The sequence below is a fragment of the Pseudactinotalea sp. HY158 genome, from assembly GCF_009660225.1.
Lineage (GTDB): Bacteria > Actinomycetota > Actinomycetes > Actinomycetales > Beutenbergiaceae > HY158.
The window spans coordinates 592,328-618,971 of the sequence record NZ_CP045920.1; the positions used below are offsets into that span (position 1 = coordinate 592,328).

26 protein-coding genes and 1 pseudogene are annotated in these 26,644 nt (G+C 69.9%); 9 read left to right on the plus strand and 18 right to left on the minus strand.

The window, feature by feature from the left end; all coding sequences use genetic code 11:
- Positions 1-89: 89 nt before the first annotated feature.
- From rfbA to GCE65_RS02545, 3 genes are read left to right on the plus strand one after another with little or no spacing between them, the layout of a single operon-like run.
- A complete protein-coding gene (gene rfbA / locus GCE65_RS02535) occupies positions 90-962 on the plus strand; it encodes a glucose-1-phosphate thymidylyltransferase RfbA (RefSeq protein ID WP_153877269.1) in 873 nt (290 codons plus the stop codon).
- Positions 959-1,966, plus strand: a complete 1,008-nt coding sequence (rfbB, locus tag GCE65_RS02540; RefSeq protein WP_152817353.1) for a dTDP-glucose 4,6-dehydratase — start codon at positions 959-961, stop codon at positions 1,964-1,966. Before rfbA ends, rfbB begins: the two co-directional genes overlap by 4 nt.
- Positions 1,963-3,489 carry a bifunctional dTDP-4-dehydrorhamnose 3,5-epimerase family protein/NAD(P)-dependent oxidoreductase gene (locus GCE65_RS02545; protein ID WP_153877270.1) on the plus strand — a complete coding sequence of 509 codons (1,527 nt, stop codon included), beginning with the start codon at positions 1,963-1,965 and terminating at the stop codon, positions 3,487-3,489. Before rfbB ends, GCE65_RS02545 begins: the two co-directional genes overlap by 4 nt.
- 30 nt (positions 3,490-3,519) lie before the next feature.
- On the opposite strand, the gene moaC is transcribed toward GCE65_RS02545, so the two are convergent.
- The 14 genes from moaC to GCE65_RS02615 form a co-directional block, all read right to left on the minus strand.
- Positions 3,520-3,990, minus strand: a complete 471-nt coding sequence (moaC, locus tag GCE65_RS02550) for a cyclic pyranopterin monophosphate synthase MoaC (RefSeq protein ID WP_153877271.1) — start codon at positions 3,988-3,990, stop codon at positions 3,520-3,522.
- A complete protein-coding gene (gene glp / locus GCE65_RS02555; protein WP_153877272.1) occupies positions 3,987-5,213 on the minus strand; it encodes a gephyrin-like molybdotransferase Glp in 1,227 nt (408 codons plus the stop codon). Before glp ends, moaC begins: the two co-directional genes overlap by 4 nt.
- Entirely contained in the window at positions 5,210-6,400 is a 1,191-nt protein-coding gene (gene moeB, locus GCE65_RS02560; protein ID WP_153877273.1) for a molybdopterin-synthase adenylyltransferase MoeB, read from the minus strand. The genes glp and moeB overlap by 4 nt, the downstream gene beginning before the upstream one ends.
- The gene (locus tag GCE65_RS02565) at positions 6,397-7,167 is read right to left on the minus strand and encodes an SDR family NAD(P)-dependent oxidoreductase (RefSeq protein WP_153877274.1); all 771 of its coding nucleotides are present in this window, start codon (positions 7,165-7,167) and stop codon (positions 6,397-6,399) included. The genes moeB and GCE65_RS02565 overlap by 4 nt, the downstream gene beginning before the upstream one ends.
- Positions 7,168-7,280: 113 nt before the next feature.
- On the minus strand, positions 7,281-8,153 hold the full coding sequence (locus tag GCE65_RS02570; protein WP_153879130.1) for an NAD(P)-dependent oxidoreductase: 873 nt from the start codon (positions 8,151-8,153) through the stop codon (positions 7,281-7,283).
- 140 nt (positions 8,154-8,293) lie between these two features.
- On the minus strand, positions 8,294-9,349 hold the full coding sequence (locus GCE65_RS02575; protein WP_153877275.1) for a D-2-hydroxyacid dehydrogenase: 1,056 nt from the start codon (positions 9,347-9,349) through the stop codon (positions 8,294-8,296).
- Between the two features lie 102 nt (positions 9,350-9,451).
- A complete protein-coding gene (locus GCE65_RS02580; RefSeq protein ID WP_194928794.1) occupies positions 9,452-10,474 on the minus strand; it encodes a Gfo/Idh/MocA family protein in 1,023 nt (340 codons plus the stop codon).
- Positions 10,475-10,514: 40 nt separating this feature from the next.
- Positions 10,515-11,663, minus strand: a complete 1,149-nt coding sequence (locus GCE65_RS02585; protein WP_153877277.1) for a dienelactone hydrolase family protein — start codon at positions 11,661-11,663, stop codon at positions 10,515-10,517.
- Positions 11,660-12,571, minus strand: a complete 912-nt coding sequence (locus tag GCE65_RS02590) for an ABC transporter permease (RefSeq protein ID WP_228760075.1) — start codon at positions 12,569-12,571, stop codon at positions 11,660-11,662. The genes GCE65_RS02585 and GCE65_RS02590 overlap by 4 nt, the downstream gene beginning before the upstream one ends.
- Before the next feature lie 101 nt (positions 12,572-12,672).
- Complete coding sequence (locus GCE65_RS02595) at positions 12,673-14,196, minus strand: sugar ABC transporter ATP-binding protein (RefSeq protein WP_228760076.1); 1,524 nt, start codon at positions 14,194-14,196, stop codon at positions 12,673-12,675.
- On the minus strand, positions 14,193-15,224 hold the full coding sequence (locus GCE65_RS02600; protein WP_153877279.1) for an ABC transporter permease: 1,032 nt from the start codon (positions 15,222-15,224) through the stop codon (positions 14,193-14,195). Before GCE65_RS02600 ends, GCE65_RS02595 begins: the two co-directional genes overlap by 4 nt.
- A gap of 132 nt (positions 15,225-15,356) precedes the next feature.
- The gene (locus GCE65_RS02605; protein WP_153877280.1) at positions 15,357-16,475 is read right to left on the minus strand and encodes a sugar ABC transporter substrate-binding protein; all 1,119 of its coding nucleotides are present in this window, start codon (positions 16,473-16,475) and stop codon (positions 15,357-15,359) included.
- A gap of 86 nt (positions 16,476-16,561) precedes the next feature.
- The gene (locus GCE65_RS02610) at positions 16,562-17,572 is read right to left on the minus strand and encodes a zinc-binding dehydrogenase (RefSeq protein ID WP_153877281.1); all 1,011 of its coding nucleotides are present in this window, start codon (positions 17,570-17,572) and stop codon (positions 16,562-16,564) included.
- A gap of 24 nt (positions 17,573-17,596) precedes the next feature.
- Positions 17,597-18,361, minus strand: a complete 765-nt coding sequence (locus GCE65_RS02615; protein ID WP_153877282.1) for a glucose 1-dehydrogenase — start codon at positions 18,359-18,361, stop codon at positions 17,597-17,599.
- Between the two features lie 245 nt (positions 18,362-18,606).
- Here GCE65_RS02615 and GCE65_RS02620 point away from each other — a divergent pair, with 245 nt between their 5' ends.
- The gene (locus GCE65_RS02620; protein WP_153877283.1) at positions 18,607-19,401 is read left to right on the plus strand and encodes an IclR family transcriptional regulator; all 795 of its coding nucleotides are present in this window, start codon (positions 18,607-18,609) and stop codon (positions 19,399-19,401) included.
- A 42-nt stretch (positions 19,402-19,443) separates the two neighbouring features.
- Here GCE65_RS02620 and GCE65_RS16800 read toward each other — a convergent pair whose 3' ends face one another.
- On the minus strand, positions 19,444-19,572 hold the full coding sequence (locus tag GCE65_RS16800; protein ID WP_255471573.1) for a hypothetical protein: 129 nt from the start codon (positions 19,570-19,572) through the stop codon (positions 19,444-19,446).
- A gap of 148 nt (positions 19,573-19,720) precedes the next feature.
- Between GCE65_RS16800 and GCE65_RS02625 the strand changes: the two genes are divergently transcribed.
- From GCE65_RS02625 to GCE65_RS16465, 4 genes and pseudogenes are all read left to right on the plus strand, one after another.
- Positions 19,721-20,113: a molybdopterin-binding protein gene (locus GCE65_RS02625; RefSeq protein ID WP_153877284.1), complete on the plus strand. Its 393-nt coding sequence runs from the start codon at positions 19,721-19,723 to the stop codon at positions 20,111-20,113.
- An 8-nt stretch (positions 20,114-20,121) separates the two neighbouring features.
- A complete protein-coding gene (gene modA / locus GCE65_RS02630; protein ID WP_228760077.1) occupies positions 20,122-20,889 on the plus strand; it encodes a molybdate ABC transporter substrate-binding protein in 768 nt (255 codons plus the stop codon).
- 101 nt (positions 20,890-20,990) lie between these two features.
- Positions 20,991-21,734 (plus strand): annotated as a pseudogene (locus GCE65_RS16460) (ABC transporter permease); the annotation flags it as partial.
- Positions 21,735-21,932: 198 nt separating this feature from the next.
- Positions 21,933-22,838, plus strand: a complete 906-nt coding sequence (locus GCE65_RS16465; RefSeq protein WP_228760176.1) for an ABC transporter ATP-binding protein — start codon at positions 21,933-21,935, stop codon at positions 22,836-22,838.
- A 14-nt stretch (positions 22,839-22,852) separates the two neighbouring features.
- On the opposite strand, the gene GCE65_RS02640 is transcribed toward GCE65_RS16465, so the two are convergent.
- The 3 genes from GCE65_RS02640 to GCE65_RS02650 all read right to left on the minus strand — a co-directional run bounded on the left by GCE65_RS02640 (position 22,853) and on the right by GCE65_RS02650 (position 25,817).
- Positions 22,853-24,322, minus strand: a complete 1,470-nt coding sequence (locus GCE65_RS02640) for a HAMP domain-containing sensor histidine kinase (protein WP_153877287.1) — start codon at positions 24,320-24,322, stop codon at positions 22,853-22,855.
- Between the two features lie 66 nt (positions 24,323-24,388).
- Positions 24,389-25,090 carry a response regulator transcription factor gene (locus GCE65_RS02645; RefSeq protein ID WP_152817369.1) on the minus strand — a complete coding sequence of 234 codons (702 nt, stop codon included), beginning with the start codon at positions 25,088-25,090 and terminating at the stop codon, positions 24,389-24,391.
- A gap of 166 nt (positions 25,091-25,256) precedes the next feature.
- On the minus strand, positions 25,257-25,817 hold the full coding sequence (locus GCE65_RS02650) for an NYN domain-containing protein (protein ID WP_152817374.1): 561 nt from the start codon (positions 25,815-25,817) through the stop codon (positions 25,257-25,259).
- 125 nt (positions 25,818-25,942) lie between these two features.
- Between GCE65_RS02650 and GCE65_RS02655 the strand changes: the two genes are divergently transcribed.
- Complete coding sequence (locus tag GCE65_RS02655; RefSeq protein ID WP_228760078.1) at positions 25,943-26,644, plus strand: type 1 glutamine amidotransferase; 702 nt, start codon at positions 25,943-25,945, stop codon at positions 26,642-26,644.

Sequence of the window (26,644 nt, forward strand, 5' to 3'; positions counted from 1 at the left end):
CCCGGCCGGAATAGTCGAAACCGGTCGGAACCGGCCGAAACCGGTCGGCGGAGTAGTCGGTCGGATCGCCCGGTGGACAGGAGGACGGAATGAAGGGAATCATCCTCGCCGGCGGGTCCGGCACCCGGCTGCACCCCATCACGATCGGCGTCTCCAAGCAGCTCATGCCGGTCTACGACAAGCCGATGATCTACTACCCGCTGTCGACCCTCATGCTCGCCGGCATCCGCGACATCCTCGTGATCACCACCCCGCACGACGCGGCGAGCTTCGAGCGCCTGCTCGGCGACGGGTCCCAGTTCGGCATCTCGGTCTCCTACGCCCGGCAACGCTCGCCCGACGGCCTCGCCCAGGCGTTCACGATCGGCGCGGACTTCATCGGAACCGGCCGCGTCGCCCTCGTGCTCGGCGACAACCTCCTCTACGGTCCCGGCCTGGGGCGCCGGCTCACACGCTTCACGAGGATCGACGGCGGGGCGATCTTCGCGTACTGGGTCGCCGAGCCGCGGGCGTACGGCGTGATCGAGTTCGACGACGCCGGGCGGGCGGTCTCCCTCGAGGAGAAGCCGGCCGATCCCCGCAGCAGCTACGCGGTCCCCGGCCTGTACTTCTACGACAACGACGTGATCGAGATCGCCCGCGGCCTGCGGCCCAGCGCCCGCGGCGAGTACGAGATCACCGACGTCAACCGCGCCTACCTCGAGCGTGACCGGCTCCGGGTCGAGGTGCTGCCGCGCGGAACCGCCTGGCTCGACACCGGCACGTTCGATCAGCTGACCGACGCGGCCGACTACGTGCGCACGATGGAGCGCCGCACGGGCCTGAAGATCGGCGTGCCCGAGGAGGTCGCCTGGCGGCGCGGTCTCCTCACCGACGACGACCTCCGCCGCCGCGGCGAGTCGCTCCCGAAATCCGGTTACGGTGCCTATCTCATGGGACTGCTCGAGCGGAGGATGGAATGACCGAGGTGCTCGTCACCGGCGGAGCCGGTTTCATCGGTTCGAATTTCGTGCGGTACCTCCTCGCCCACACGGATCATCGGGTGGTCGTGCTCGACGCGCTCACCTACGCCGGCAACCGCGCCTCGCTCGCGGGGCTGCCCGCGGACCGGCTGCGGTTCGTGCGGGGGGACGTCCGTGACGCCGCCCTCGTGGGCGAGGTCGTCGGCGCGCTCACGGGCGAGGGGGACGCCGTCGTGCACTTCGCCGCGGAGTCCCACAACGACAACTCGCTGCGCGACCCGGGCGCGTTCGTGGGGACGAACCTCGTGGGCACGTTCACGCTGCTCGAGGCCGTGCGCCGCCACGGCGTCCGGTTCCACCACATCTCCACCGACGAGGTCTACGGCGACCTCGACCTCGACGCCCCCGACCGGTTCACCGAGGCCACCGCCTACAATCCCTCCTCGCCCTATTCGGCCACGAAGGCGGGCAGCGACCTGCTCGTGCGGGCGTGGACGCGCTCGTTCGGGATCCGCGCGACCATCTCGAACTGCTCGAACAACTACGGGCCCTACCAGCACGTGGAGAAGTTCATTCCGCGCCAGATCACGAACGTGCTCCGCGGGATCCGACCCAAGCTCTACGGCGCGGGGCTCAACGTGCGCGACTGGATCCACACCGAGGACCACTCCGCGGCGGTGCTCGCGATCCTCGAGCGGGGCCGGATCGGGGAGACCTACCTCGTCGGCGCCGACGGCGAACGCGACAACCGGAGCGTCGTCGAGACGATCCTCGCTCTCATGGGCAGCCCGCCCGGCGCCTATGACCTCGTGCCCGACCGGGCGGGCCACGACCTGCGGTACGCGATCGACGCCGCGAAGCTGCGGACCGAGCTCGGGTGGGCGCCCCGGTACGATTTCGACGCCGGCCTGGCCGCGACCATCGACTGGTACCGCAGGAACGAGGACTGGTGGGCACCCGCCAAGGAGGCCACCGAGTCCGCCTATGCGGAGCAGGGCCGATGACCGCCGTCGACCGCCCGCTCACCCGCACCGACACCGCGATCCCCGGGCTCGTGATCGTCGACCTGCCCGTGCACGCCGATGCCCGCGGCTGGTTCAAGGAGAACTGGCACCGCGAGAAGATGCGCGCCGCCGGCCTGCCGGACTTCGGCCCCGTGCAGAACAACATCTCCTATAACGATCTGGTCGGCACCACTCGCGGCATCCACGCCGAGCCGTGGGACAAACTCGTCTCGGTCGCCGCCGGGAGGGTCTTCGGGGCGTGGGTCGACCTGCGCGAGGGACCGGGGTTCGGCCGGCTGGTCACCGCCGAGATCGACCCGGCGCGAGCCGTCTTCGTGCCGCGCGGCGTGGGGAACTCGTTCCAGACCCTCGAGCCCGGCACCGCCTACACCTACCTCGTGAACGACCACTGGTCGCCCGCGGCCGAGTACGCCGCCCTCGACCCGGCCGACGAGACGGTGGCGATCCCGTGGCCGATCCCGCTCGCCGGCGCCGCGATCTCCGCGAAGGACCGGACCCACCCGCGGCTGGCGGACGTCACCCCGGTCTCGCCCCGCAGGATCCTCGTGCTCGGTGCGGACGGGCAGCTCGGCCGGGCCCTTCGCCGGCGCCTCGGCGACGCCCCCCGGTTCGACTACGCGGACCACGCCTCGCTCGACCTGACCGATCCCGACCTGGCGGACGCCCGCAGCTGGCGCGACTACGCCGTGATCGTCGACGCGGCCGGCTACACCGACGTCGATGCCGCCGAGACCCCCGCGGGCCGGGCCGCCGCCTGGGCCGTCAACGCCACCGGCGTGGGGCGGCTCGCCCAGGTGGCCGCGGCGAACGGACTCACGCTCGTGCACGTCTCCACCGACTACGTGTTCGACGGCGCGGCGCCGGCCCCGTACCGGGAGGACGCGTCGCCCGCACCGCTCGGCGGGTACGGCCAGTCGAAGGCCGCGGGCGACCTTGCCGTCGCCGCCACTCCCCGGCACTACCTCGTGCGCGCCTCGTGGATCATCGGCGACGGCCACAACTTCGTGGCCACGATGGCCGGCCTGGCGCGCCGCGGGGACGATCCCGCGGTCGTCGGCGACCAGGTGGGCCGACTCACCTTCGCCGAGGATCTCGCCGCCGCGATCGCGCACCTGCTCGAGAGTGAGGCGCCGTTCGGAACCTACAACGTGACGAATGCGGGCACGCCCCGCTCCTGGGCCGGCATCGCCCGGGAGGTGTTCCGGCTCACCGGGCACGACCCGGGGAGGGTGCGCGCGGTGACGACGGCCGAGTACAACGCCGCCCGGCCCGGCCCGACCGCCCCCCGCCCCGCGAACAGCGTGCTCGACCTCGCGAAGATCACCGCGACGGGCTTCACCCCGCGTGACGGCGATCTCGCGCTCGCACAATTCTTCGCGGCCGACGTTCTGATCCCCCCGAAGAAGTCGGGCCGCTCGCGTACTCGCCGACTGCCGCGGCGCGAGGTCGGCACGGCCGAGTCCATCGACGCGATGCTCGATGAGATGAAGGGCGAGTGGTGACGCGGTCCTTCCGCCTCGACCGCTGACGTATCAGGCGCCGCGCTCCCAGTCGCCGGACTTTCCGCCGGTCTTCCGCAGCAGCCGCACGCCGGCGATCTCGGTTCCCTTGTCCATGCCCTTGACCATGTCGACCACGGTGAGTGCGGCGATGCTCGCGGCGGTGAGCGCCTCCATCTCGACCCCGGTGCGGTCGGCGGTGCGCACGGTCGCCTCGATCCGCACGCCCGCGTCGGTCACCTCGAGGTCGACCGTGGCCCCGTGCACCCCGATGACGTGCGCCAGCGGCAGCAGTTCCGCCGTGCGCTTGGCGCCGGAGATCCCGGCGATCCGCGCCACGGCGAGCACGTCCCCCTTGGGCACGGACTCGTCCCGCAGCGCCGCCACGACGCGGTCGGCGCAGGCCACGAAGGCCTCGGCCGTCGCGGACCGCACGGTCGGGGTCTTCTCGGTCACGTCGACCATCCGGGCGTGCCCGGCAGCGTCGAGATGGGTCAGGGTCACAGCTGATCTCCGTCCTGCCAGTACTGAACGACGTCGCCGGCGCGCACCGCCTCGACCTCCGCCGGCACCCGCACGAGACCGGTCGCCCGCGCGAGCGTGCCCACGAGATGCGAGCCGGATCCGCCCGCCGTCGCGGGCACCGCCGTGCCGTGCTCGATCCGGGCGGGAAGGTACTGCGCCCGTCCCGGCGGCGTGGCCCAGTCGGCGCCTGCGGGCACGTCGGCGAAGCGGGGAAGTTCAGCGCCGGCACCGGCGAGCGCGCGCAGGGCGGGCCGCACGAGCATCTGCGTGGACACGTACACGCTCACCGGGTTCCCCGGCAGCGCGAACACGCTCACGCCCCGGTACGTGCCCGACCCCTGCGGCTTGCCCGGCTGCATCGCGACCGGACCGAACCACATGTCCGGCTCCGGGGCGAGCACCTCCTTGACCACGTCGTAGGCCCCCACGCTCACCCCGCCGCTGAGCACGACCGCGTCGAAGCGCGGCGCCCCGGTCTCGTCCCGCGTGGAGACGGCGTCCAGCAGCTCCCGTAGTGCACTCGCCTCGTCCGGCACGAACCCCAGGTCGACCGTGGTGGCCACCGGCGCGAGGCAGGCCGCCACGAGCGTCGAGTTCGAGTTCGGGATCTGACCGAATCCGCATGCCTCGCCCGGCCCGCGCAGCTCCGAGCCCGTGGCGATGACGGCCACCCGGGGGAGCGGGTGGGCGAGCACCTGCCCGTGTCCCGCGGAGACGATCGACGCGAGCGCCCGCGCGGTGAGCCGCGTTCCGGCCCGGGCGACCACGTCGCCGGCCGCCAGGTCACCGCCGGCGCGGCGCACGAATCGGCCCGGCTCGCTCGCCCCGTGCACCTGGACCCGGTCCGTGCCGGCGTCGGTCAGCTCGACCTGCACCACGGCGTCGGCGCCGGCCGGCATCGGGCCCCCGGTCATGATCCGGGCCGCCGAGCCGCGGGGCACCGTCGTCGGCGCGGTGGCTCCGGCCGGGATGTCGCCGACGACCGGCAGCGTCACCGGCGCGGCCTCGCTCGCCCCGGCGACGTCGGCCGCGTGCACCGCGTAGCCGTCCATCGCCGAGTTGTCGAAGAGGGGGATGGGGTGGACCGATCGCACGTCGCCGGCGAGCACGAGTCCGTGGGCCGCGGCGACGGGCACGGTCCGGGCCGCCAGCACGGGTTGCGAGCGAATGAGGTGGTCGCGGTACTCGAGGTCGGATCTCATCGGGCGCCCGCCCGCGCCGGCTCCCCGGGGTGGGCACTCGACCACGCAGACCAGCCCCCCGCGAGCACGCTCACGTCGTAGCCGTCGGCGGCCAGTTCCGCGGCGGCGCGCTGCGCGCGGGGGCCCGTGCGGCAGTAGACGACCACCGGCTCCCGCCGCGACAGCTCCGCGCGGCCGACCGTGGTGAGCACCCGCGCGAGCGGGATGTGCACCGAGCCGGGGATCGCGCCGCCGGCGACCTCGTCCGGCTCACGCACGTCGAGGAGCGTCACCCCGGCGGGCACCTCGGCCACGACCGGGACGCCCGTCGGCTCAGGCGGCCCAGTCGGCAGAGTGGGTACTGCGGTCGGCGTGGACGGGCCGGACCCTGCGGCCGGCGCGGTGGGCGCGGGGGTGAGCGACGTCGTCCGTAGGCCGGTGCGGCGGCGCAGCGGCAGCTCGCGCCAGGCGGCGGCGAGCGCGTCGAACACGAGCACCCGCCCCAGGAGCGGGTGACCGATACCGGCGATGAGCTTGACCGCCTCGGTGGCCAGGAGGGAGCCGACCTGCCCGACCATCGCGCCGACCACCCCGGCCTGCGAGCACGAGGGCACGGCGCCGGGCGCGGGCGGATGGGGGAACAGGTCGCGCAGCGTGACCCCGTCGCCGGCCGGCGGGCGCGACCAGAACAGGGAGACCTGCGCGTCGAAGCCGAGCACGGAGGCCCACAGCACGGGCAGGCCGAGCTCGGCGGCGGCGTCGCTCACGAGGTAGCGGGTGGGGAAGTTGTCGGCGCCGTCGAGCACGAGGTCGTAGTCCGCGAGGATCCCGGGGGCGTTCTCGGCCGTGAGGCGCAGGCCGTGGGTGCGCACCCGCACGTGCGGGTTGAGCGCGGTCACGGCCGCGGCGGCGCTGTCGACCTTCGCCCGGCCGATGTCGGCGGTCGCGTGGATGACCTGGCGTTGGAGGTTGGACTCCTCGACCACGTCGTCGTCGATGATCCCGAGGGTTCCCACCCCGGCGGCGGCGAGGTACTGCAGCGCCGGCGCGCCGAGGCCGCCCGCGCCGAGCACGAGCACCCGGGCCGCCTTGAGCCGGCGCTGGCCCGGCTCGCCCAGCTGCGGCAGCAGCACGTGGCGCGAGTAGCGGGCGAACTCGGCCTCGGTGAGCGGCGCGGCGGGCTCCACCAGCGGGGGCAGGGCGATCATGGCCTCACCGTACCGCCGGGCGGCATGCGCAAGGCGCCGTCGAGCCGGATGACCTCGCCGTTGAGCATCGGGTTGGCCACGATGTGGCACACGAGGGCCGCGAACTCGGCCGGGTCGCCGAGGCGGTGCGGGTGCGGCGTGAGCTCGGCGAGGGCGGCGCGGGCCTCCTCGGGCAGGGAGGCCATGAGCGGGGTGTCGAACGTGCCGGGGGCGATCGCCATGACCCGGATCGCGTCGCGGGCCAGGTCCCGGGCCGCGGTGATCGTGAGGGAGGCGACCCCGCCCTTCGACGCGGCGTAGGCCACCTGCCCGATCTGCCCCTCGTAGGCGGCGACGGAGGAGGTCATGACCACGACCCCCCGCTCGCCTCCCGCCTCCTGCTGGGCGGCCATGACCTCCGCGGCGAGGCGCAGGGTGTTGAACGTGCCCACGAGGTTGATGGCGACGACCCGCTCGAAGTCCGCGAGCGGCAGCGTGCCGCGGGAGGACCGGATGCGCCCGGGTGGGGCGACCCCGGCGCAGCACACGACGGCCCGCAGCGGGAGCGACGGCTCGCCCGTCCGCATCGCCGCCGCGAGGTCGGACTCGGAGCGCACGTCGGCCGGGGCGAACGTGCCACCGAGCCCGGCGGCCACGGCGGCGCCCTCGGAGGCGGGAAGGTCGGCGATGATCACGTGCGCGCCGGCGGCGGCCAGCGCCCGGGCGGTCGCCGCGCCCAGGCCGGAGGCGCCGCCGGTGACGAGGGCACGGGTTCCGGTGAGATCCATGGGATCGAATCTAGCCCTGGGTGACGCGGTTCGGCTGTCTCGCACGTGGTCGTGATCGCCGTGCGGAGCGCATCGAAGGACGTGGACAGGGGTGTAGGGCCGAACCGGCTGGATCAGCCGGATTCGATGAATCGCTTGGTGACTGCGAGGTCGTCATCGCCATATCCCCGTGCGACGAGTTTCGCGTAGGCGTCCGCCAACGGCCCGAGCAGGACCGTCGTCGTGTTGGTCGCAGCTGCCACACCTGCGGCCGATTCGAGATCCTTCGACATGTACTTGGCTGCGCCACCGGGGGCGTAGTCATCGTTCACGATCCTGTCTCGCTTGACCTCGAGAAGTGCGCTGCCGGCGTATCCGTGACCCAGGAGATCCCACAGGGCGCCCAGGTCGATCCCCGAGCGTGCTGCGAGGACGCTGGCCTCGCCGATGGCCATCATCGTTGACGCCACGACCAGTTGATTGCAGGCCTTCGCGACTTGCCCTGCACCGATCGGCCCGACCCTGACGGGCTCCCCACACGGTCGCAGGACTCGCGATGCCGTCGTCGTGTGCTCCACCGTTCCACCCAGCATGATGGACAATTGGCCCGTCGACGCCCCCTCCGTGCCTCCGGATACCGGGCAGTCGACTACTCCGATGCGGCCGTTGCTCAGTTGTTCGACTCGTGTTGCGAACGCGCCTGTCTCACTCGCATCGACGGTCGCCCCGATCATGAGCAGGAAGCGCCCCTCGGACGCCAACACGCCGTCCGGCCCTCCGCATACCTGTTCGATCTCCGGGAAGTCCGGCACCATCAGCAATACGGTCGAGCACTGGTCTCCCAACTCACGGGGGCTGTCGAACCACTGCGCACCCGCGGTGAGCAGATCGTTCTTCGGTCGCCGCGACGTCACCGCGACCCGCAGTCCGGCAGCGAGCATCCGGTGCGTCATCGGTGTGCCCATGGCCCCGAGACCGATGATTCCTACATCACATTCTTGGGACATGGCGCGATGTCCGCCTCTCTCGTGTCGGTGCGTGAACTGCACCTCGGTGACTCGCTCGATCCTGCCCGTCAATGGCTGCCGGCGGATAATGCGTCGGTTGTCACGGCCGGCCGTCGTGTCGAGCCGAATGGGGACAAGGGTCAGTAGAACTCGACCGTGTCGACCACATTGCGCAGGTCGCGGCCCTCGATGAGGCGAGTCGCGTTGTCTGCGAACAACCGAGCGATCCGTTCCTCCTCGCTGTTGTTCAGGGCGGCCGTATGCGGACTCACAAGGACGTTCGGGTGACTCCAGAGTGGGCTCTCAACTGGAAGCGGTTCGACTGCGAAGACGTCGAGTGCGGCGAAGCCGACCTGACCACTGTTGAGAGCGTCGATGAGGGCGTCCTCGTCGATGACCGACCCCCGGCCGACGTTCGTCACGATCAGGCCCGGTCGCGCCGCGCCCAGGATTGCGGCGTCGACGAACTTCTCGGTCTGGTCTGTTCCGGGAAGGGTGGCGACGATCGCATCGACGTCGCTCATGACGGCCTCCACGTCCTCGGGGCGGACGAGCCGGCTGACACCGTCGACGGCTGCATCGGTGCGCGTCGTGCCCCAGACCGTTACACCGAGGCCCGCGAGCCGGCGGGCAACGGCTGTCCCTATGCCGCCCAGGCCGAGCACCAGAACCGTGAGGTCGGCCAGCTGACGCATCTCCCACCTGCTGCTCCAGTGGCTATCGGCCTGTTGGTCCAGGAGCCTCCGGAGATCCTTGACCCCGGCCAGCAATCCGAAGAGCGCGAACTCCGCAAGGTAGTCGCCGTGAACGCCCGCGCTCGTGGTGAAGGTGATGCGCTCGAGTGCCTCCGAATCCAGGTTGGCCGCTCGGACCTGGCTGCCCCCGCCGGCGGCCGTAGTGTGCACCCAGCGGAGCCTCGGGTTGGCGGCGACGGTGCGTGCCAGGGCCGTGGGGTCGACGTCGGGAAGGCTGAACAGGGCATCGGCGGAATCGACCATGCGCTCGAATCGCTCTTGTTCGTTCGTGGAGCGAATGTGGTTGGGGTCCCCGCTCCAGTCCGCTGCAACCTGCATCGGGCGGTAGAGCTCGTGGTCGCAGACCACCTCACAGCGGGGCTCCAATTCCGAGATCAACGTGCAGAGCTCTCTCGGTAGGTCGGTTGCGACGACGACGCGCAGATTCGTGGTCTGAGACATGTAATGCTCCAAAAGAGTGATAGGTAGGCAGGAACGACTCAGGGAAGCGATCCGCGTTCGTGCAGGATGGTCCTATGGTGGGTGAGGTGAGGGTGGGGATCGCTAGCGGGTGAGTTGCGTCGGAGGCGCATCTCCTGGATACCGCAGGCCGATCTGCGATCGGATCTCGTCCATTGCCGCATGGATGTCCGCAGATTCGGCCATGGTCATTCGCGGACTTTCCGTGAGGCCCGCGACAAGGCATCGTTCGACCTCTTCGATCTCGAAGAGCTTTCCGTGGTGGTCGAACTGCGCATCGAAGTCCTCGACGACGCGGTCGGACGTGTCGATCAGCCGCATCCGTCCGGAGTCGTAGAAGCGCCCGGCGACCTCGAATCGCCCGGCGGTTCCGATGAGGATGGCGCGGTTCGAGCCGCGCGCCGCCATCCCGGTGCCGAAGGTGGAGTGGGCGCCATCCGGGTGCGTCATCTGGACGGCGGTCTCGACGTCGACGCCCGTCGGCGTCATGCGTGCCAACGCGTTGATTTCGCTGGGTAGGCCGAGGAAATCCACCGTGAATGAGAGGTTGTAGATTCCCAGATCGAGCAGCGCGCCACCACCCAACTCCGGATTCCAGAGCCGGCCCTCAGGGGTGGAATCCAGTGATTGAAAATGATCGGAGAGCAGGAATCGGACATCCCCGAGCGCGCCGGCTGCGATCAATTCATGCATTCGTCGCGTGTGGGGCATGAAGCGAGTGCGCATTGCCTCCATGACGAATCGGCCATGCTGCTGGGCGGTGGCGTGCACTCGACGCACCTGGGCCGCGTTGAGGGCAAGGGGCTTCTCGATGAGCACGTGCTTGCCGCCTTCGAGCATCATGATCGCATGCTCGGCGTGGAATGCGTGCGGGGAGGCGATGTACACGACGTCGACGTCCTCGCGCCGGGCGAGTTCGGCGTAGGTACCCAGCGCCGTCGGAATGTCGTATCGCTGGGCGAACGAAGCGGCACGGTCCAGCGACCGGCTCGCGACGGCCGTGAGCTGCCTGCCGTTGCTCACCAGATCGCCGGCGAAATCTTCTGCGATTCCGCCTGGGGCAAGGATTCCCCATCTCAGGTGCGTGTCAACGTGGGGATCGGTCATCGTTGTTCTCCTGTCGTCTGGGCGATGTGGCGGGGCGGGGCTACCACTGTGCCTGCATCCAATTGAATGCCTCGTCTTGCATGTCCCGGTTGAAGCAGTGGCCGGCGTCGTGCAGCGACGCGCTGAACCGTGAGGGGGAGCGGGCTCGTTCATAGGTGGCCCTGATGATCGAGACGCTCGTGCGAACGCCTGCGGCCGTGAACATCTCGTCGGCCTCCCCGGCCTGGACCAGAAGTGGCTTCGGGGCGGCGGAGGCGGCGACCTGCGGCCAGTCGTATGTCCTGCTCAGTCCAGGTGGGAACATGATCTGGGTGTGCGGCGCAACGAGGTCGTCCAGAAGGTCGTCGTAGGTGCTCATCATCGAGACGATCCCGGTCGCCTTGATGAACGGCTGGGATGCCAGGTAGGCGGCACGCGCACCACCGCCGGAGAAGCCCAGGCACCCTACGCCCCCGGGTAGGACGTCCGGTCGGGACGAGAGATAGGCCGCTGCCAGACGGTCCTCGCTGGCGACCATGCCCGCGAGCGAGGTGCTGAGAAGATTCGCATACTTGCCGAGTACCAGTTCATGGTCCACGGCGCAGCGGTCATACATGTCGGCGGTCAGCGCGCCGTCTCCACGTGAGACGTCGGGGTGACCGGTCACCCGTCGCACCAGCTCCGACGGAAAGGTCGAACTGTCGAATCGGCGGCTTCCCCACATGAAGACATCGTGGACGAGGACCATGAAGCCCTGCCTCGCCAAGGCGTCCGCCCACGGTCTACCACCGTAGAACTCCTGCCAGATCCGAGGCTCGTTCGCGCCCGGGGTGAGCGGGCCGGTGGCGATCTTCTCCTTACCGTAATACTTGATGTGCGAATGGCAGTGGAGGGCCACGACTCCTGGGAGCTGCTCCGTGGAGCCCGAGGGTTTGAGGAGCCACGCCCGGGTCCGGGGGCCGTAACCGACCGACCACGAGAGCTCGACGCCGTCGATTCCGTCGCCGTTCCAGGTGCCGTGTTCGGTCACAGACAGGGCATCGACGATGCCGTCGAAGGCGAGGACATCCAGGAGCGCTCCGGAGGTCGACTCATGTGGGTCGCCGGCCCGGCGCCTCGCCGACGTGACTGCGGCGGGCCAGTCCGAGTAGGAGCCGAGGCCCCGATAATGTGGTGGATCCTGCTCTGTTGCAGCGGCCTCGCGATTCACTTCACGACACCCCACTTCTTCTTGTCGATCGTGATGGCCACGGCGATGATGATCGCGCAACCGTAGATGATCTGTTCGATGGCGGGATCGACGCCGGCAATGCCGAGCCCGACACGGAGCACCGCGATCGTGAGCGCGCCGACGAGCGATCGCAACGGGCCGCCGATACCACCCGTCAGGGCTGTGCCGCCGAGCACGACTGCGGCGATGACCGGCAGCAGGAGGGAGTCGGCGAGGGTCGGGGCACCGCTGTATTGGGTCGACGAGATGACCAACGCGGCAATCCCGGCGGAGAGTCCCGCGGCTCCGAAGGCCAAGATCCGCGCCCTCCTCGTTGCGACCCCTGCCAGTTGCGCGGCCGCTTCGCCCAGGCCGACATAGTGGATCGCTCGCCCGCCCCGTCCGTACTGAATGACCAGTGCGACAAGGACAGTGAGGGTGATCGCCAGGAGTGGGGCGACGGTCAGGCCGCTTGTGATGCGCGCGGTGATCCAGGCGATCGCGCCATGAGAATCGCCCAGGGGGAGAGTCGTGGCCCCGGAGATGACCATGGCGACGGCTCCCCACACCGTCAGCCCGCCGAGGGTGACGATGAAGGTGGGAATCTGCGCCCAGACGGCGATGACGCCGTTGAGGACGCCGATAAGAGTGGTGCACAGCAGGACGAACACGATACCGAGTCCGCCCAGACTCGGGAGCGTCAGGGCGATGATGACGGTGCCGAGTGAGGTGACCGCGGCCTGCGACAGGTCAATCCCTCCGGTGAGAATCGGAAACGTCTGCCCGACGGCGAGGATGATGATCGGAGCCGCCACGTTGAGGACGGTGGTGAGCGAGTTGACGCCCAAGAACGCTGGATGTGCGACAGTCACGCTGGCGACGGCCACCACGAGGACGATGAGCGGCATGAGCAGCCGAACGATCTCCTTGACCTCGAGTCGGCCCGGCGCGAGTACTGGCTTGCCCGCGGATCGGGCCGGACGGGTGGTGGTTGGCACGTTGGGCCGGCTCATACCATTCCTCCTACGAGATCGATCGGGCGTGGCTTGGCCGTGGGGGGCGCGTCGATGGCCGCAGTGATCTCGCCGTCGCGGAAGACGAGCAGCCTGTTGCACAGGCCGATCGCCTCCTCCAGGCTGTCCGCGACCAACAGAATGGTGACGCCCCGGTCACAGGCGTCACGGATCGCCTGGTACACGTCCTCTTTGGCTCCCACGTCCAAGCCGCGGGTCGGGTGGTCCAGGACGAGCACCTTGAGCTTGTCGGAGAGGAGCCATCTGCCGAGAACGACCTTCTGTTGATTGCCGCCGCTGAGGTTCATGATGTCCGTCGACTGCTTCGGGGTGCGGATGGTCAGCTGGTCGATCCACTGTGCGACGAGCTGACGAGCCTTGGACTTGTTCATGACGAGCCCATTGGCGGCTTGAGCCGGGGCGCCCAGGAGCATGTTCTCATCGACGCCGGCGCCATTGATGATTCCTTCTACCTTGCGTTCGGCGGGTACGTATCCGATGCCCGCCTTCACCGCAGCGACGGTCGACGAGAGCTTCGCCGGTTTGCCGTCGATGTTGATCGTGCCCGAGTCGAACGGCTCGGCACCGACGAGTGCGCGGCTCAATGATTCTCGCCCGGAGCCGACGACGCCCACGAGGCCGAGGATCTCTCCCGGGCGCACGGAGAAGGAGATGTCCCCGTACTCTCCACGCCGCGTCAGGTGCGACACCTCGAGAGTAGGGGGGACGTCAGTGACGTCCCGTTGCCGCGTCGTGAGGTAGAACTCCGACGAACTGCTCCGCCCCACCATGAGGCGATGGAGGTCGGCCTCCGTGGTGTGGGCGGGATCCTCCTGTGCCACGACTTTGCCGTCCTTCATGACGACGAGGCGGTTCGATACGCGGAGCACCTCGTCGAGGCGATGGGCCACGAAGATGACCGAGCCGAAACTGCGAATGTGGTCGATCAGGGCGAAGAGGGTTTCCAGATCCTGTCCTTCGAGGACGGAGGTGGGCTCGTCGAGGATGAGGATGGGTGTATCGCTGCCGCTCATCGCCACAGCCGTGGCCTTGGCAATCTCCACCAGCTGTCGCTGGACGAAGGAGAGGTTACGCGTGGGCACGTCGGTCGGCAGTGACACGCCGAGAACATCCAGGGCGGCCCGGGCACGCGCATGGAGGCTCTTCCACCGGAAGACACCGGACTTGAGCGCGTCGCCTTCGATCCCGAGCATGATGTTCTCGGCCACGGTGATGGCCCCGACGAGCGACTGCTCTTGATGCACGATCCCGATTCCGTACCGAGCGGCATCCTTCGGCGAGCGAATCGTAGCCTGGGCGCCGTGCACTGCCAGGGAGCCCGCGTCGGCCGAGTACGCCCCGGAGAGAATCTTCAGGAGGGTGGACTTTCCGGCCCCGTTCTCGCCGACGAGCCCGACGACCTCACCTTTCGGCAGCTGGAACGAGACGTTGTCCAGTGCCCGGACGCCGGGGAAACTCTTGTCGATGCCCTGGGCTTCGAGCGCAATCTCAGCGTTCACTTGACGACCCTTCCTCGTTTGCGAAGCTTCCAGGACGTCACCACGATGGCCACCACGATCACCGCGCCACGGACGCCCAGTTGGACGTGCTGATCGACTTCGCTGAGGATCAGTCCATTCGTCAGGATTCCGATGATGATGGTTCCCAGGAGGGTATTGACGACGCCTCCACTGCCCCCCTGGAGTAGCGTCCCGCCGAGCACGACGGCGGTGATCGCCGCGAACTCCTGACCCAATCCGATGTCGACTGCGCCGACGCCTACCTGCACCGATGCCATGATTCCTGCCAGTGCGAACAGTGCCCCGGCGATCATGAAGGTGAGGACCTTGTATCGGTTGACCGCGACGCCCGCCAGGGTGGCGATCCGCTCGTCCCCACCGATCACGTAGAGCATCCGGCCGAACCGGCTGTTGTTCTGCAGCCACCAGAAGGCGAGGGTGATCACGAGCGCGATCACGATGAGATACGAGACGCCGCCGATCCTGCCGAGGCCCAGCGTGCGCATCTCCGGATCGAGGATTCTCGGGGTGCTCGAACCGTAGAGGAGTGTGGCAATGCCGATGGCGATGGTGCCGACCCCGAGCGACGACATGAAGGATGGCACCTTGAACTTCACATTGACAACACCGGTGAGCGCGCCGATCGCGGCACCGAGCCCGAGTACGATGATGATCGCCAGCACACCGAGGTTTTGCGAATTTCGATCGTTCAATACGAGCAGCGTGAATGCCAGTGATGCCAGCCCCATGACACCCGGCACGGAAAGATCGATCCCGCCGACCAGGATGACGAGCGTCATCCCTATCGAGATCACCAGCAGGATGGCCGACTGGTTGGCCACCGCCTGGAAGTTCCCGAGAGTGAAGAACGAACTGTTGAGCGCGGAGAACGCAGCGATGAGCACGAGGATCGCGGCGACCTGAGCCAGGAGGAGAGCGTGCCCTCCGAATCGCGCCCGCGGTACGTGGGCGTCACCACGTGCCAGCTCACTGGCGGGCACGGACGGTTGCTCTTGAATGGTTGACATGTACACACTTCCGTAGGGTCTGCATGTGAATCGCGGTGGTGCCAGGAAGCCCGCCACCGGCGTGGCGGACTTCCTGGACCGGCGAGCCGGCGTCTGATCGCCGGCGCCCGTGAGTAGCCGTCAGACTGACGATCAGCGCTGGATCGGGCTCACCATCCGGGCGAACGGATCGTCGATGTCGTCCTTCAGGTCGGCGAACGTGGGCGACTTCTGGAAGTCGGAGGCGTTCTCGGCGGTGACGAGGAACTGCTCGGCGTTGAAGGCACGCTCTTCATCCGTCATGCCGGCGACATCGAGCTCGCCGATCGCCGCCTTGTAGGCGATCGCAAGGCTCGCGGCGCCCTGCCATGCGGCATCCGGCGACACTGTGGCGACGAAGCCGCTGTCGCCGTCCGAGATGAGTTGGATCGCCTCGGGTGTCCCGTCGACTCCGGCGATGGGAACGTCCCCGACGAGGCCGGCCGCGGTGAGTGCCTCGACGGCTCCGAGTGCCATGTCGTCGTTGGAGGACCAGATTCCGTCGACCTGTCCGGAGAACTTGTTGAGCAGGGTGGTCGTCACGTCGAAGCCGCGTGTGCGGTCGAAGTCTGCAGTCTGAACGTCGAGGAGTGTGATGTCGGGATATTCTTTCAGGGCCTTCTCGAGCCCCTCGAACCGTTGTTGATCGGTGGGGGTGTCGAGGATGCCTCGCAGCGCGATGATGTTGCCGCTGCCGCCCATCTCATCGAAGACTGCAGTCGCGATGTCATAGCCGGACACGACGTTGTCGAAGGAGATGTGACTGACCCAGTTGTCGCCGACGTCCGTCGGCCAGTCCTGGTCGGTCTTGTTCATGAGGGTGACGACATAGCCGCCGGAATTGGCGACCGCTTCGACGATGGGGCGGGCGTCCGAGGACGTCTGCGGCTCAACCGCCAGGGCGATCGTGCCGCCACCCGCGACGAGAGTCTGAATCTGGGACATCTGCTTTTGGGAATCGCCGTCGTTCGCCAGCACTTGCAGTTCCTTGCCGACGGTTTCGGCGAACATCTCGGCTCCGCTGACCATGTCTGCGTGGTACGGATTCGAGGTGTCTCGCAGCGACAGGACGAGTGTGACGTCGTCCGTGCCGCCGGCATCGTCGCTTCCAGAACCAGTCGGGTCGCCTCCTGCGGCGCTGCTGCACGAAGCAAGGGCGAGGGCTGCGCTCGCTGTCAGTGCAAGGAATGCCGCTCGGCTGACGGTGCGGGACTTGAAATCGGTGGCGTGCATCGTTGAATCACCTGTATTTCGTGGGGATGGGTGGAATGGGAAGGTTCCGTCACGGATGCTCGGATCGGGAACGGGGTGTGGAGGATTCAGGCACGGAGGTCGACGAGGACCTTCCCCGAACCTTCGGAATCTTGGGCGGTGTCGAAGGCCTCGACGACTCGTGAAAGGTTGAACGTGTGCGTGACGACCTGGCCGAGTCGTTCGTCTTCGGCGAGCAGGCCGATGGCATCGTCGATCTCGTCGTTGAATCGGAACGAGCCCCGCATCGTCACTTCCTTGGAGATGGCGGGGGCGAGGTTGATCGCGGACGGCCGATCGGCGACCATGCCGAGCTGGACGTAGTGGGCAGCGCGGCGAGCGGCGAGGAGGCCCGCGTTGATTGATGCCGGGGCGCCGGAGCACTCCAGCACGACATCGAAGGCTTCGAGCGGAACCTCGTGCGTCGTGACGTCGAGAGTGGCAGTGGCGCCCAGAGCCTCGGCCCGCCGGAGCGGGCCCGGGAGCACGTCGGTGACCGTCACCTCGGCAGCCCCCTCGGCCAGGGCTGCTCCCATCGCCAGCAGCCCGATCGGTCCAGCTCCGGCGACGAGCACTCGTGCTCCCCGCACACCACCGGCTTGGTTGATGCCGTGGAGGGCGACCGCGAGTGGCTCGGCCAGGGCGGCTCGCTCCGCCGGCAGACCATCTGGGAGCCGCCGCACCATCGGCGCATCGACGACGAGGTAGTCGGCCATCGCTCCCTGGGTATGGGGCCAGGTCGAGGCGCTACCCAGATAGGAGCCGCCGGGCCACAGGTGTGGCTTGTCGTCGATCCCCGGGCGGGTTGTGCCGAAGGTCGCTGGGTGGACGGTCACGGGAGTGCCCGCGCCGAGCCGCCCCGACGGATCGAGGTCCACGGTCCCCGACAGTTCGTGGCCGGGAACCAGCGGCTCTCGTATCTGGAACGCCCCGTTTGCTCCGTCGACGTAGTAGTGCAGGTCGGATCCGCAGATCCCGACATGGGTGACGCGCAGTCGGACCTGACCGACGGCGGGTACCGGAGTCGGCAGTTCGCGGATCTCGAGGGACCCCTTGCCGTGAATGATGGCGGCGCGCATGACGCTCCTATCGAATCGAAGCTGCTAGACGACGGCGGTCATGCCGCCGTCGACGAAGATGTTCTGCCCGGAGACGAAGCGCGACGCGTCGGAGGCGAGGTAGACGAGCGTGCCGACCAACTCCTCGGGAAGGCCCCATCGCTGTGCCGGGGTGCGGGCGAGGACCCATGCGTTGAAGTCGTCGTCGGCCACGAGGGCGGCGTTCATCTCCGTCTTGAAATATCCCGGCGAGATCGCATTGACCTGGATGTTGAAGCGTGCAAGGTCTGCGGCCATGCCCTTGGTCAGCATCGCGAGGCCGCCCTTGGATGCCGTGTACGGCGCGATTGTCTGACGCCCGAGCAGACTCTGCACCGACCCGATGTTGATGACCTTGCCACTGCCGCGCTGCGCCATCGCGCGGGTGATCGGCTGCGAGACGTAGAAGGCACTGGACAGGTTGGTGGCGATGATGTCATCCCAGTCGGACGGATCGAAGTCCGTGAATGGAGCGCGGCGTTGGATGCCGGCGTTGTTCACGAGGATGTCCGGGGTGCCGTGCTGCTCGATGACGTTGGCGATCGCCTCGCGCGCAGCCTGAGCATCTGTGACGTCGAAGGACACGGTCGGCGCGGAGCAGCCGGTCGTCTGCGTGACGAGGCTGCTCGCCACGGCGAGCGTGTCGGAGTCCCGGCCGTGGAGCACGACGGACGCACCCGCTTCGGCGAGCCCGACGGCCAAGGCCAGGCCGAGGCCTCGAGATGACCCGGTCACGAGGGCGACCCGGCCAGAGATATCGAATTGAGACACTCCCAAACCTCCGCGGTGAGTAGGGGTACACGGTGTGTGACGCTGCCTACTGTACAGTAGATGGAACAGAGTTCAATGGACTGTAGCCGAATCGTTACCGCCTGGGTGCCGCAGTTGGGGTGCGGGCGGGTCTCGGCCAGTAGCCTCGCAAGTGAGCGACGCACTGGCGCGAGCGAGTGTGGCCGACCCCGGTGCGTGGCAAGGCTCGCTGCGATGCCGACAAGACCTGTAAGTGAGGAGTGACGATGGTCAGAGGCGATGTGCTGGTGGAGCGCGACCTCGCGCCCGCGCTGACTCGTGGGATCCGGATACTGGAGGTGCTCGCGGACGCGTCCGGGCGGCCGGTCACTCTGAGCGACATCGCACGCACCCTCGGTGCCGCGAAGTCGTCCACGTCGAACCTGTGTGGCGTGCTCGACGCGGCGGGACTCATTCGACGCGTCGAAGGTGGGTACGCCCTGGGGCATCGGACGGTCGAGTTCGGCGGCGCCTACCTGCGAACGTTCAACGAGGTGCGCGAGTTCTACGACTTCTGTAGTGCCTCGCCCGCGCTCTCCAGGGAGGTCGTGCAGATTGCGATGCTCGACGGTTCAGACGTCGTCTATCTGGCGCGCCGCGAGGGGCATGCGCCACTGCGCCTGACGGCGACCATCGGGGAGCGGTTTCCCTCGGCGCCGACCGCGGTCGGGAACGTCCTCTTGGCGGCCCTCCCGGATGTCGAGATCGAAGGACTGTTCCAGGATCCGGCCGCGTTCCCTCGTCGTACGGGGCAGAGTGTGCGAACTCTCGACGATCTCAAGGCGAAGCTCGCCGCCGTCCGTGAGCGCGGCTACGCCGTGGACGAGAACGAGGTGCACCCCGGCATCTCCGGCATCGCCGTCCGAGTCCCGCCGCGCTCGAGTGCGGCGCCGCCGCTCGCGATCGGCTGCACGTTCATCACTGCGGTGACCACGGACGAGCAGCGCGCGGAACTGGTCAGTGAGCTGCTCGACCTCAAGCGACTCCTCGAGAATCCCATGCAGCCGGCGTATCTGGAGTGACGCGTCGGCCCGCCCAGGGCGGCGCCGTCGGAGCGGGCCGGGTCAGTGCTCGTCCGGCTCGGCGCGCAGCAGGTCGGCGATCTCCTCCTCGGGCCTCGGGGGGATCGTCTCGTCCGGCTCGAGCATCGGCAGGTCGTCGTGGTGGTCCGGGGGGTCGGCTGGTGTCGACATCGCTACCTCCTCACGCGTCGACCGTAGCGCGGCGTCGGCCCGCGCGTCAGTGGTTCAGGGGTGCCATTCGGCGCGGCGCCTCACCGGCCCGGCGAATGCGGAGCCACGTGGTGAACAATCCCGCATCTACGGACTATGCTCTCGAATCATGACGCATTATCGGATCAGCGAGGCGGCGCGGCTGCTCGGGGTCTCCGACGACACCGTGCGCCGGTGGATCGACGGCGGCCGGCTCGCCTCCGTGCCCGACGAGTCCGGGCGGGCGGCGATCGAGGGCGCCGCGCTCGCCGCATGGGCCCAGGAGCTCGCGCGCGCCCCGGAGGCGAGCGGACGCTCGAGCGCTCGGAACCGGTTCGTCGGCCTCGTCACCTCGATCCGGTCCGACGAGGTGATGGCCCAGGTCGACCTCCAGTGCGGCCCCTTCCGCGTGGTCTCGCTCATGTCGGCCGAGGCGGTGCGCGATCTCGGGCTCGAGATCGGCTCCCTGGCCACCGCCGTCGTCAAGGCCACCACCGTGATCGTCGAGACCCCCGAGCGATGAGGACCCCGATGCGGCTGGTGCCCCCGGTGCTGCTGGCCGCCGCCCTGACCCTCGCCGCATGCGGCGGCCCCGGCGGATCCAGCGGCCCAGGCGCTGCCGCCGAGGGGCCCGCGCCGGCCGACACCCTGACCGTGTTCGCCGCCGCCTCCCTCGGGGCCGCCTTCGACGACCTCCTCGAGGCGTTCGGGGCCGACCACCCGGACGTGACGATCGAGCCCGCCACCTACGACGGCTCCTCCACGCTCGTGACCCAGCTCATCGAGGGGGCCCGGGCCGACGTCCTCGCCACGGCCGACCAGGCCACGATGGCCACGCTGCTCGACTCCGACCTGCCGACCGGCGACCCGGTCGACTTCGCCACGAACACCCTCGTGATCGCCGTGCCTGCGGGCAACCCCCACGGCGTCGAGGACCTGCCCGACCTCGCGGGCCGCACTTACGCGATCTGCGCCCCCGAGGTGCCGTGCGGCGCCGCCGCCGGGCGCCTGTTCGCCCAGCGCGGGTTCGAAGCGGACGCGGTGAGCCTCGAGCAGAACGTCACCGCGGTGGCCCGGCGGGTCGCCTCCGGCGAGGTGGACGCGGGGCTCGTGTACGCGACGGACGTCGCCGACCGCGCGGGCGAGCTCGAGGCCGTGGTCCCCGCCGGCGATCCGATCGTCAACACCTACCCGATCCTCACCCTGACGTCCGATCCCGCAGCACGCGCATTCGCCGACTACGTGCTCTCCGACGCCGGCCGGGAGATCCTGGCAGAGCACGGCTTCGGCGCGCCGTGACCCGGGGGCCGATCCTCGCCGGGGACGCCGCCGGCCGGCGCGCGGTCTCCGCTCGCGCGGCTTCCGGGCGTGCGGGCTCCGGGGCGCGGCCACGGCGCGGGCTGCCGGCCTTCGTGCTCGTGCCGGCCCTCGCCGGGCTCGCGTTCGTGCTCGTTCCGCTGCTCGCCCTGCTGCCGAAGGTCGAATGGGGCCGCTTCATCGCCGACGTGACCGATCCGGTCACCCTCGCGGCCCTGGGACTGTCCGTGCGCACCGGGGCCGTCGCGACGATCTGCTGCCTGGTGCTCGGCGTGCCGCTCGCGCTGCTCATCGCCCGCGCCGCGCCGCGCCGGGCCACCGTGCTCCGCACGATCGTCACCCTCCCGCTCGTGCTGCCGCCGCTCGTGGGCGGGGTCGCCCTGCTCGCCGTGCTCGGGCGCACCGGCCTGTTCGGTCCGGCGCTCGAATCGGTCGGGGTGAGCATCCCGTTCACCCCCGCCGCCGTCGTGTTCGCCCAGACCTTCGTGGCCATGCCCTTCCTCGTCATCTCCGTCGAGGGGGCGCTGCGCAGCGTCGGCACGGACTACGAGCGGGTCGCCGCGGGCCTCGGCGCGGGCCGCTGGCGCGTGCTCACCCGCATCACGCTGCCGCTCGTGGCCCCCGGCCTGCTCGCGGGAATCGTGCTGTGCTTCGCTCGTGCCGTCGGCGAGTTCGGCGCCACCGCGCTGTTCGCCGGCAACAAGCCCGGCGTCACCCAGACCATCCCGATGGCGATCTACACCGCGTTCAACGGCGCGGGCGTGAGCCGGCAGGCCGCCCTGGCGCTGTCCGTCCTGCTCATCGCCACCTCCCTCGTGGTCATCCTCGCCTTCCCCACGGGCCCGCGCCTGTTCGGCGGCGCCCGCCCGTCGCGTCGCGCCCGCCCGATCAGGGACGACGCAGCGCACCTCCCGCCCACGACCCCCGAGCCCGCGGCGACGCCCGCGCACGGCGACTCGGGCGCCGTCCTCACGCTCGACCTCGCCCACACCCGCGGCACCTTCACGCTCGAGGCGACACTCGACGTGCCCGCGGGGCGCACCCTGGCGGTCGTCGGCGCGAACGGCGCCGGCAAGTCCACCCTGCTCGACCTCATCGGCGGCACCCTCACCCCGGACCGGGGAACGATCCGCGTGGGTGCGCGCGAACTGAGCCGCGGGGGAGGGCGGCCCCGCGTCGTCCCGGCGGAGGAGCGCCGGATCGGCACGCTCACGCAGGACGCCCTGCTCTTCCCGCATCTGAGCGCGGTCGAGAACATCGCGTTCGGGCCGCGCGCGCGGGGCATCCCGGCCCGGGCGGCCCGGGCGGAGGCGGCCGACTGGCTCGAGCGCGTCGGCCTGCCCGGCACCGATCAGCGCCGCCCCCGGGAGCTCTCCGGAGGTCAGCAGCAGCGGGTGGCGCTCGCCCGGGCGCTGGCCACCCGCCCCGGGCTCCTCCTCCTCGACGAGCCGCTCGCCGCCCTCGATGTGGCCACGGCCCCGCAGATCCGACTCCTGCTCGCCGACGAGATCCGCCGCACCGGCGTCACCGCGGTCGTCGTCACCCACGACCTCCTCGATGCGATCGTGCTCGCCGACGAGGTCGCGGTGCTCGCGGCCGGGCGGATCGTCGAATCCGGCCCGACCCTGCACGTCGTCGAACGCCCCCGCACGCCGTTCGCGGCCGCGCTCGCCGGCGTCAACCTGCTCACCGATCCGGCCACCGGCGACCTCCTGCGGATCCGGCCGGCGGACCTCGCGCTGCACGCCGAACCCGGCCCCGGCCGATGGGCCGCGCGCGTGCTGGCCACCGAGGCGGCCGCGAGCGGGGTGCGGGTGCGGCTGATCATGGACGACGGGGCTCACCTCGCCGCGGACGTTCCGGCGGCCGCGGGGGCCGGCTACCGTCCGGGCGGCCGGGTGCACCTGTCGGTTCGGGGCATGGACGCCTGAGCCGGGCGGGCCGGCTACTCCGGGTGGGCCGCCGCCGGCGGCGGGGCCGCCGGACCGCTTCCGGGCGGCCGGGTCGGCAGGAGCACGACCATCGTCGCCCCACCGCCGGGGGTGGGTTCGTGGAAGACCCGGCCACCGTGGGCGGCGATGATCGTGGCCACGATCGCGAGGCCCAGCCCGGAACCGCCGTGGGTGCGCGCGCGGGCGGAGTCGGGCCGGTAGAACCGTTCGAACACCCGCCGGGAGTCGTCCTCGGAGATGCCGGGGCCGTGGTCGACGATCCGGATCATGGCGGTGCGGTCGTCGGCCCAGCGCACCTCGACGTCGACGGCCGTGCCCGGGGGAGTGTGCTGCACGGTGTTGCCGATGAGGTTCATCACCACCTGGCGGATCTTGTTCTCGTCGGCGGGCACGATCACGGGCTCGGAGGCCTTGAGCTCCGCCGGCCGGGTGGGATCGAGGGCCCCGAGGTCGGCCACGCCGTCGTGGGCGATGGTCACGAGGTCGACCGGCGCCAGCGCGAGCCCCTGCCGCTCGTCGAGCCGGGTGAGGGCGAGGAGGTCGGCCACGAGCGCGCCCATCCGGGCGGCCTCGTTCTCCATCCGGCCCATCGTGGCCGCGACCTCCTCCGGCGGCACCGCGCCCATCCGGTACAGCTCCCCGTAGCCCCGGATCGAGGCGAGCGGCGTGCGCAGCTCGTGCGAGGCGTCGGAGACGAACTGGCGCATCCGCGCCTCGCTCGCCTCCTGCTCGGCGAAGGAGTGCTCGAGGTTGGTCACCATCGTGTTGAAGGTGCTGGCGAGCCGGCCCACCTCCGTGTGCGGATCGTGCACCTCGACCCGTTGGCTCAGGTCCCCGGCGGCCACCGCCTGGGCGGTCCGGTCCATCCGCCGCAGCGCGCGCAGCGAGCGCTCCATCACGAGCGAGCCCACCAGTGCGGTGAGCACCATGACCCCCGCGCCCACGATGAGGACCGTGCGCGTCATCGCCTCGATCGTGCGGTTGACCGACGTGAGCGGCAGCGCGACGACGCCCCACGCGACCAGTTCCTGATCCGACTTCTTGTAGATCGGGAAGGCGCGGATGCGCCACTGAGTGGTCGATGGGGAGACGGAGCCGACCGTGGCGTACTGGTTCTCGGAGGCGAGGTCGAGGAGGCGGTCGAGGGTCGGCAGCTCCGGCTGCGCCATTCCCGTGGTCGTCGCGTAGGAACGGCCGATCTCCGAACCCTGAAGGTCCCAGAACTCGAAGAAGTAGTCGGTCGGACGGATCGCGCTCAGGCTCGGGTCCGGGGCCCACTGGGAAAGGGCGGCCGCGGTGAGCGGATCGGTGGCGGCACGCAGTTGCAGGTCGGACTGCTGGACGAGCGAGCTGCGCAGCAGCATGATCGCGGCACCCGAGGAGATTCCGAGGGCGATGAGCACGAGCACCGCGGTGATCGCCGAGAGCCGGGCCCGCAGCGAGAGGCGTCGCCAGACCGTCATGCCCCAGACCCTACGTCAGCGACTCGGCTCACGCGGACGCGCCTCCGTCGGGTCCGGCGGTCCGGGTCAGGCCTGCTCGCGCAGGACGTAGCCCACCCCGCGCTTGGTGTGGATGAGCGGTGGGGAGTCCGGGGCGAAGGGCGCATCGATCTTGCGACGCAGGTAGGAGATGTAGGACTCGACGATCGCGCCGTCGCCGCCCCAGTTGTAGGCCCACACGTGGTCGAGGATCTGGGACTTGCTCAGCACCCGGCCGGCGTTGAGCATGAGGTAGCGCAGCAGCGTGAACTCGGTGGGGGAGAGCTCCACGAGCTGCCCGCCGCGGCGCACCTCGTGGGCGTCGTCATCGAGCTCCAGGTCGCCCACGCGCACGACCGAATCGTCCTCGCCGGCGGTGGCCCGGGCCCGGCGCAGCACGGCGCGGATGCGGGCGATCACCTCGTCGAGGCTGAACGGCTTGGTCACGTAGTCGTCGCCGCCGACCGTCAGGCCCGCGACCTTGTCGGACGTGCCGTCCCGGGCGGTGAGGAACACGACCGGCATGTGCTTGCCCTGCTCGCGCAGCTTGCGCGTGATCGTGAAGCCGTCCATATCCGGGAGCATCACGTCGAGCACCACGAGGTCGGGGCTCGACTCGAGGGCGCGGCGCAGCGCCGTCTGGCCGTCGCCGGCGGTGTCGACCTCGAATCCGTTGAACCGCAGCGATGCCGCGAGCAGTTCGCGGATGTTCGGTTCGTCGTCCACTACGAGCAGCTTGGCCTCAGACATGGCACCAGTGTGCGCCGACAGCCTGGACGTTCCCTGAGAGTCCGCTGGAGTGTCTCTGGCAGATGGTCGCGAACCCGCGGCGGTTCGGCTACCTGCCGGCCCCGGCGCGACGGTCGAGGTCGTCGACGTCGGACGCGAGGCGCTGACGCGCCGGGCGAGGCCGAGATCAGTCGAGGAAGCGTGCCGGGTCGAAGGAGGCGAGCGGGATGATGCGGACACGGGGAAGGGGCGCGTTGAACGCGGCGACGTCGTCCTCGAGGTCGTAGATGCGCAGCCCGCGCTCGGTCAGCTCCGAGAGCTTGGCCGAGACGAACTCGCGGAAGCAGACCACGCCCATGCGCCGGTCCGTGCCGAGCAGCGATTCCACCTGGGGAACGAAGTCGCCGTCGTGGCTCACGAGCAGGACGTCGCCCGGGCGATCGTGCAGGGCCTCGAGGGTGCGCTGGATGCCGATGTCGACGACCGACTCGTCCTTGCTGCCCGAGAGTGGGATGGGGTGGAAGTCGAGGGCGAGCAGGGCCTGCACGAACGACATCGGCATCTGGCCGTTCGAGGCGTTGAGGAAGAAGAGCCCCCGCACGTCCTGCGCCCAGATCCGGTGGGCGAACTCGAGGATCCGGTCCCACCGGGGCCGTTCCTCCGGCGCCGGGCGATGGCCCAGCACGCTCATCCCGAGCGTTGCATCGATGTTCTCACCGTCGACGAGGACGTAGGTTGGCCGGCTCATGGGCTCCAGCGTAGCCACCCGGCCGCTCACCGGCGTCACGGCGCCGTTCGCCGCCCCGGACGCACCGGTGGCGCCGGCCGTCCCCGGGATTAGGAACTATCAGGTACGTGGAGTACCGTGCACCCGTGTTTGAATCGACTGCAATTCCCACGATCGTTCAGTTGGACGCGAGCGCGCCGGCGGCGCTGCTCACTCAGACCCTCCCGGATGCGCGGATCATCCGCTTCGGTGAGGGCGAGTTCCTGCCTCCGCTCACCTCGATCTCCCACCTGGTGGTCCTGGGCGGGGAGTCCTCCGCCTACGACAAGGCCCTCGCGCCCGTGGCCCAGCTGCTCACGCAGGCCGTCGACGCCGGCGTGCCCACCCTCGGGATCTGCCTCGGGGCGCAGCTGCTCGCCGTCGCCACCGGCGGCGCGGTCGAGGTGGACGCCCCGAGCGGCCCCGAGAACGGGATCGTCGAGATCCGCCTCCGCCCGGACGCCGCCCAGGACTCGGTGCTCGGGCGCGTGGCCGAGCGCCTCGGCCGCGACCTCCCGGTCGTGACCATGCACGCGGACGCGATCACCGACCTGCCCCCCAAGGCGACGTGGCTCGCGAGCTCGACCCAGTACCCGTTCCAGGCGTTCCGCATCGGCTCGGCGCTCGGCGTGCAGTTCCACCCCGAGGCCGACGCCGGCACGTACGCCGGCTGGCTCGAGCGCAAGACGGGCGCCGACCCGAGCGCCGCCCGCGCCGAGTGGGCCGCCCACGCCGACTCCCTCACCGCGCTCCTCGAGAGCCTCACGGCCGGCCTCCTGGCCACCGAGCCGCTCCACCTGGCGAACTGA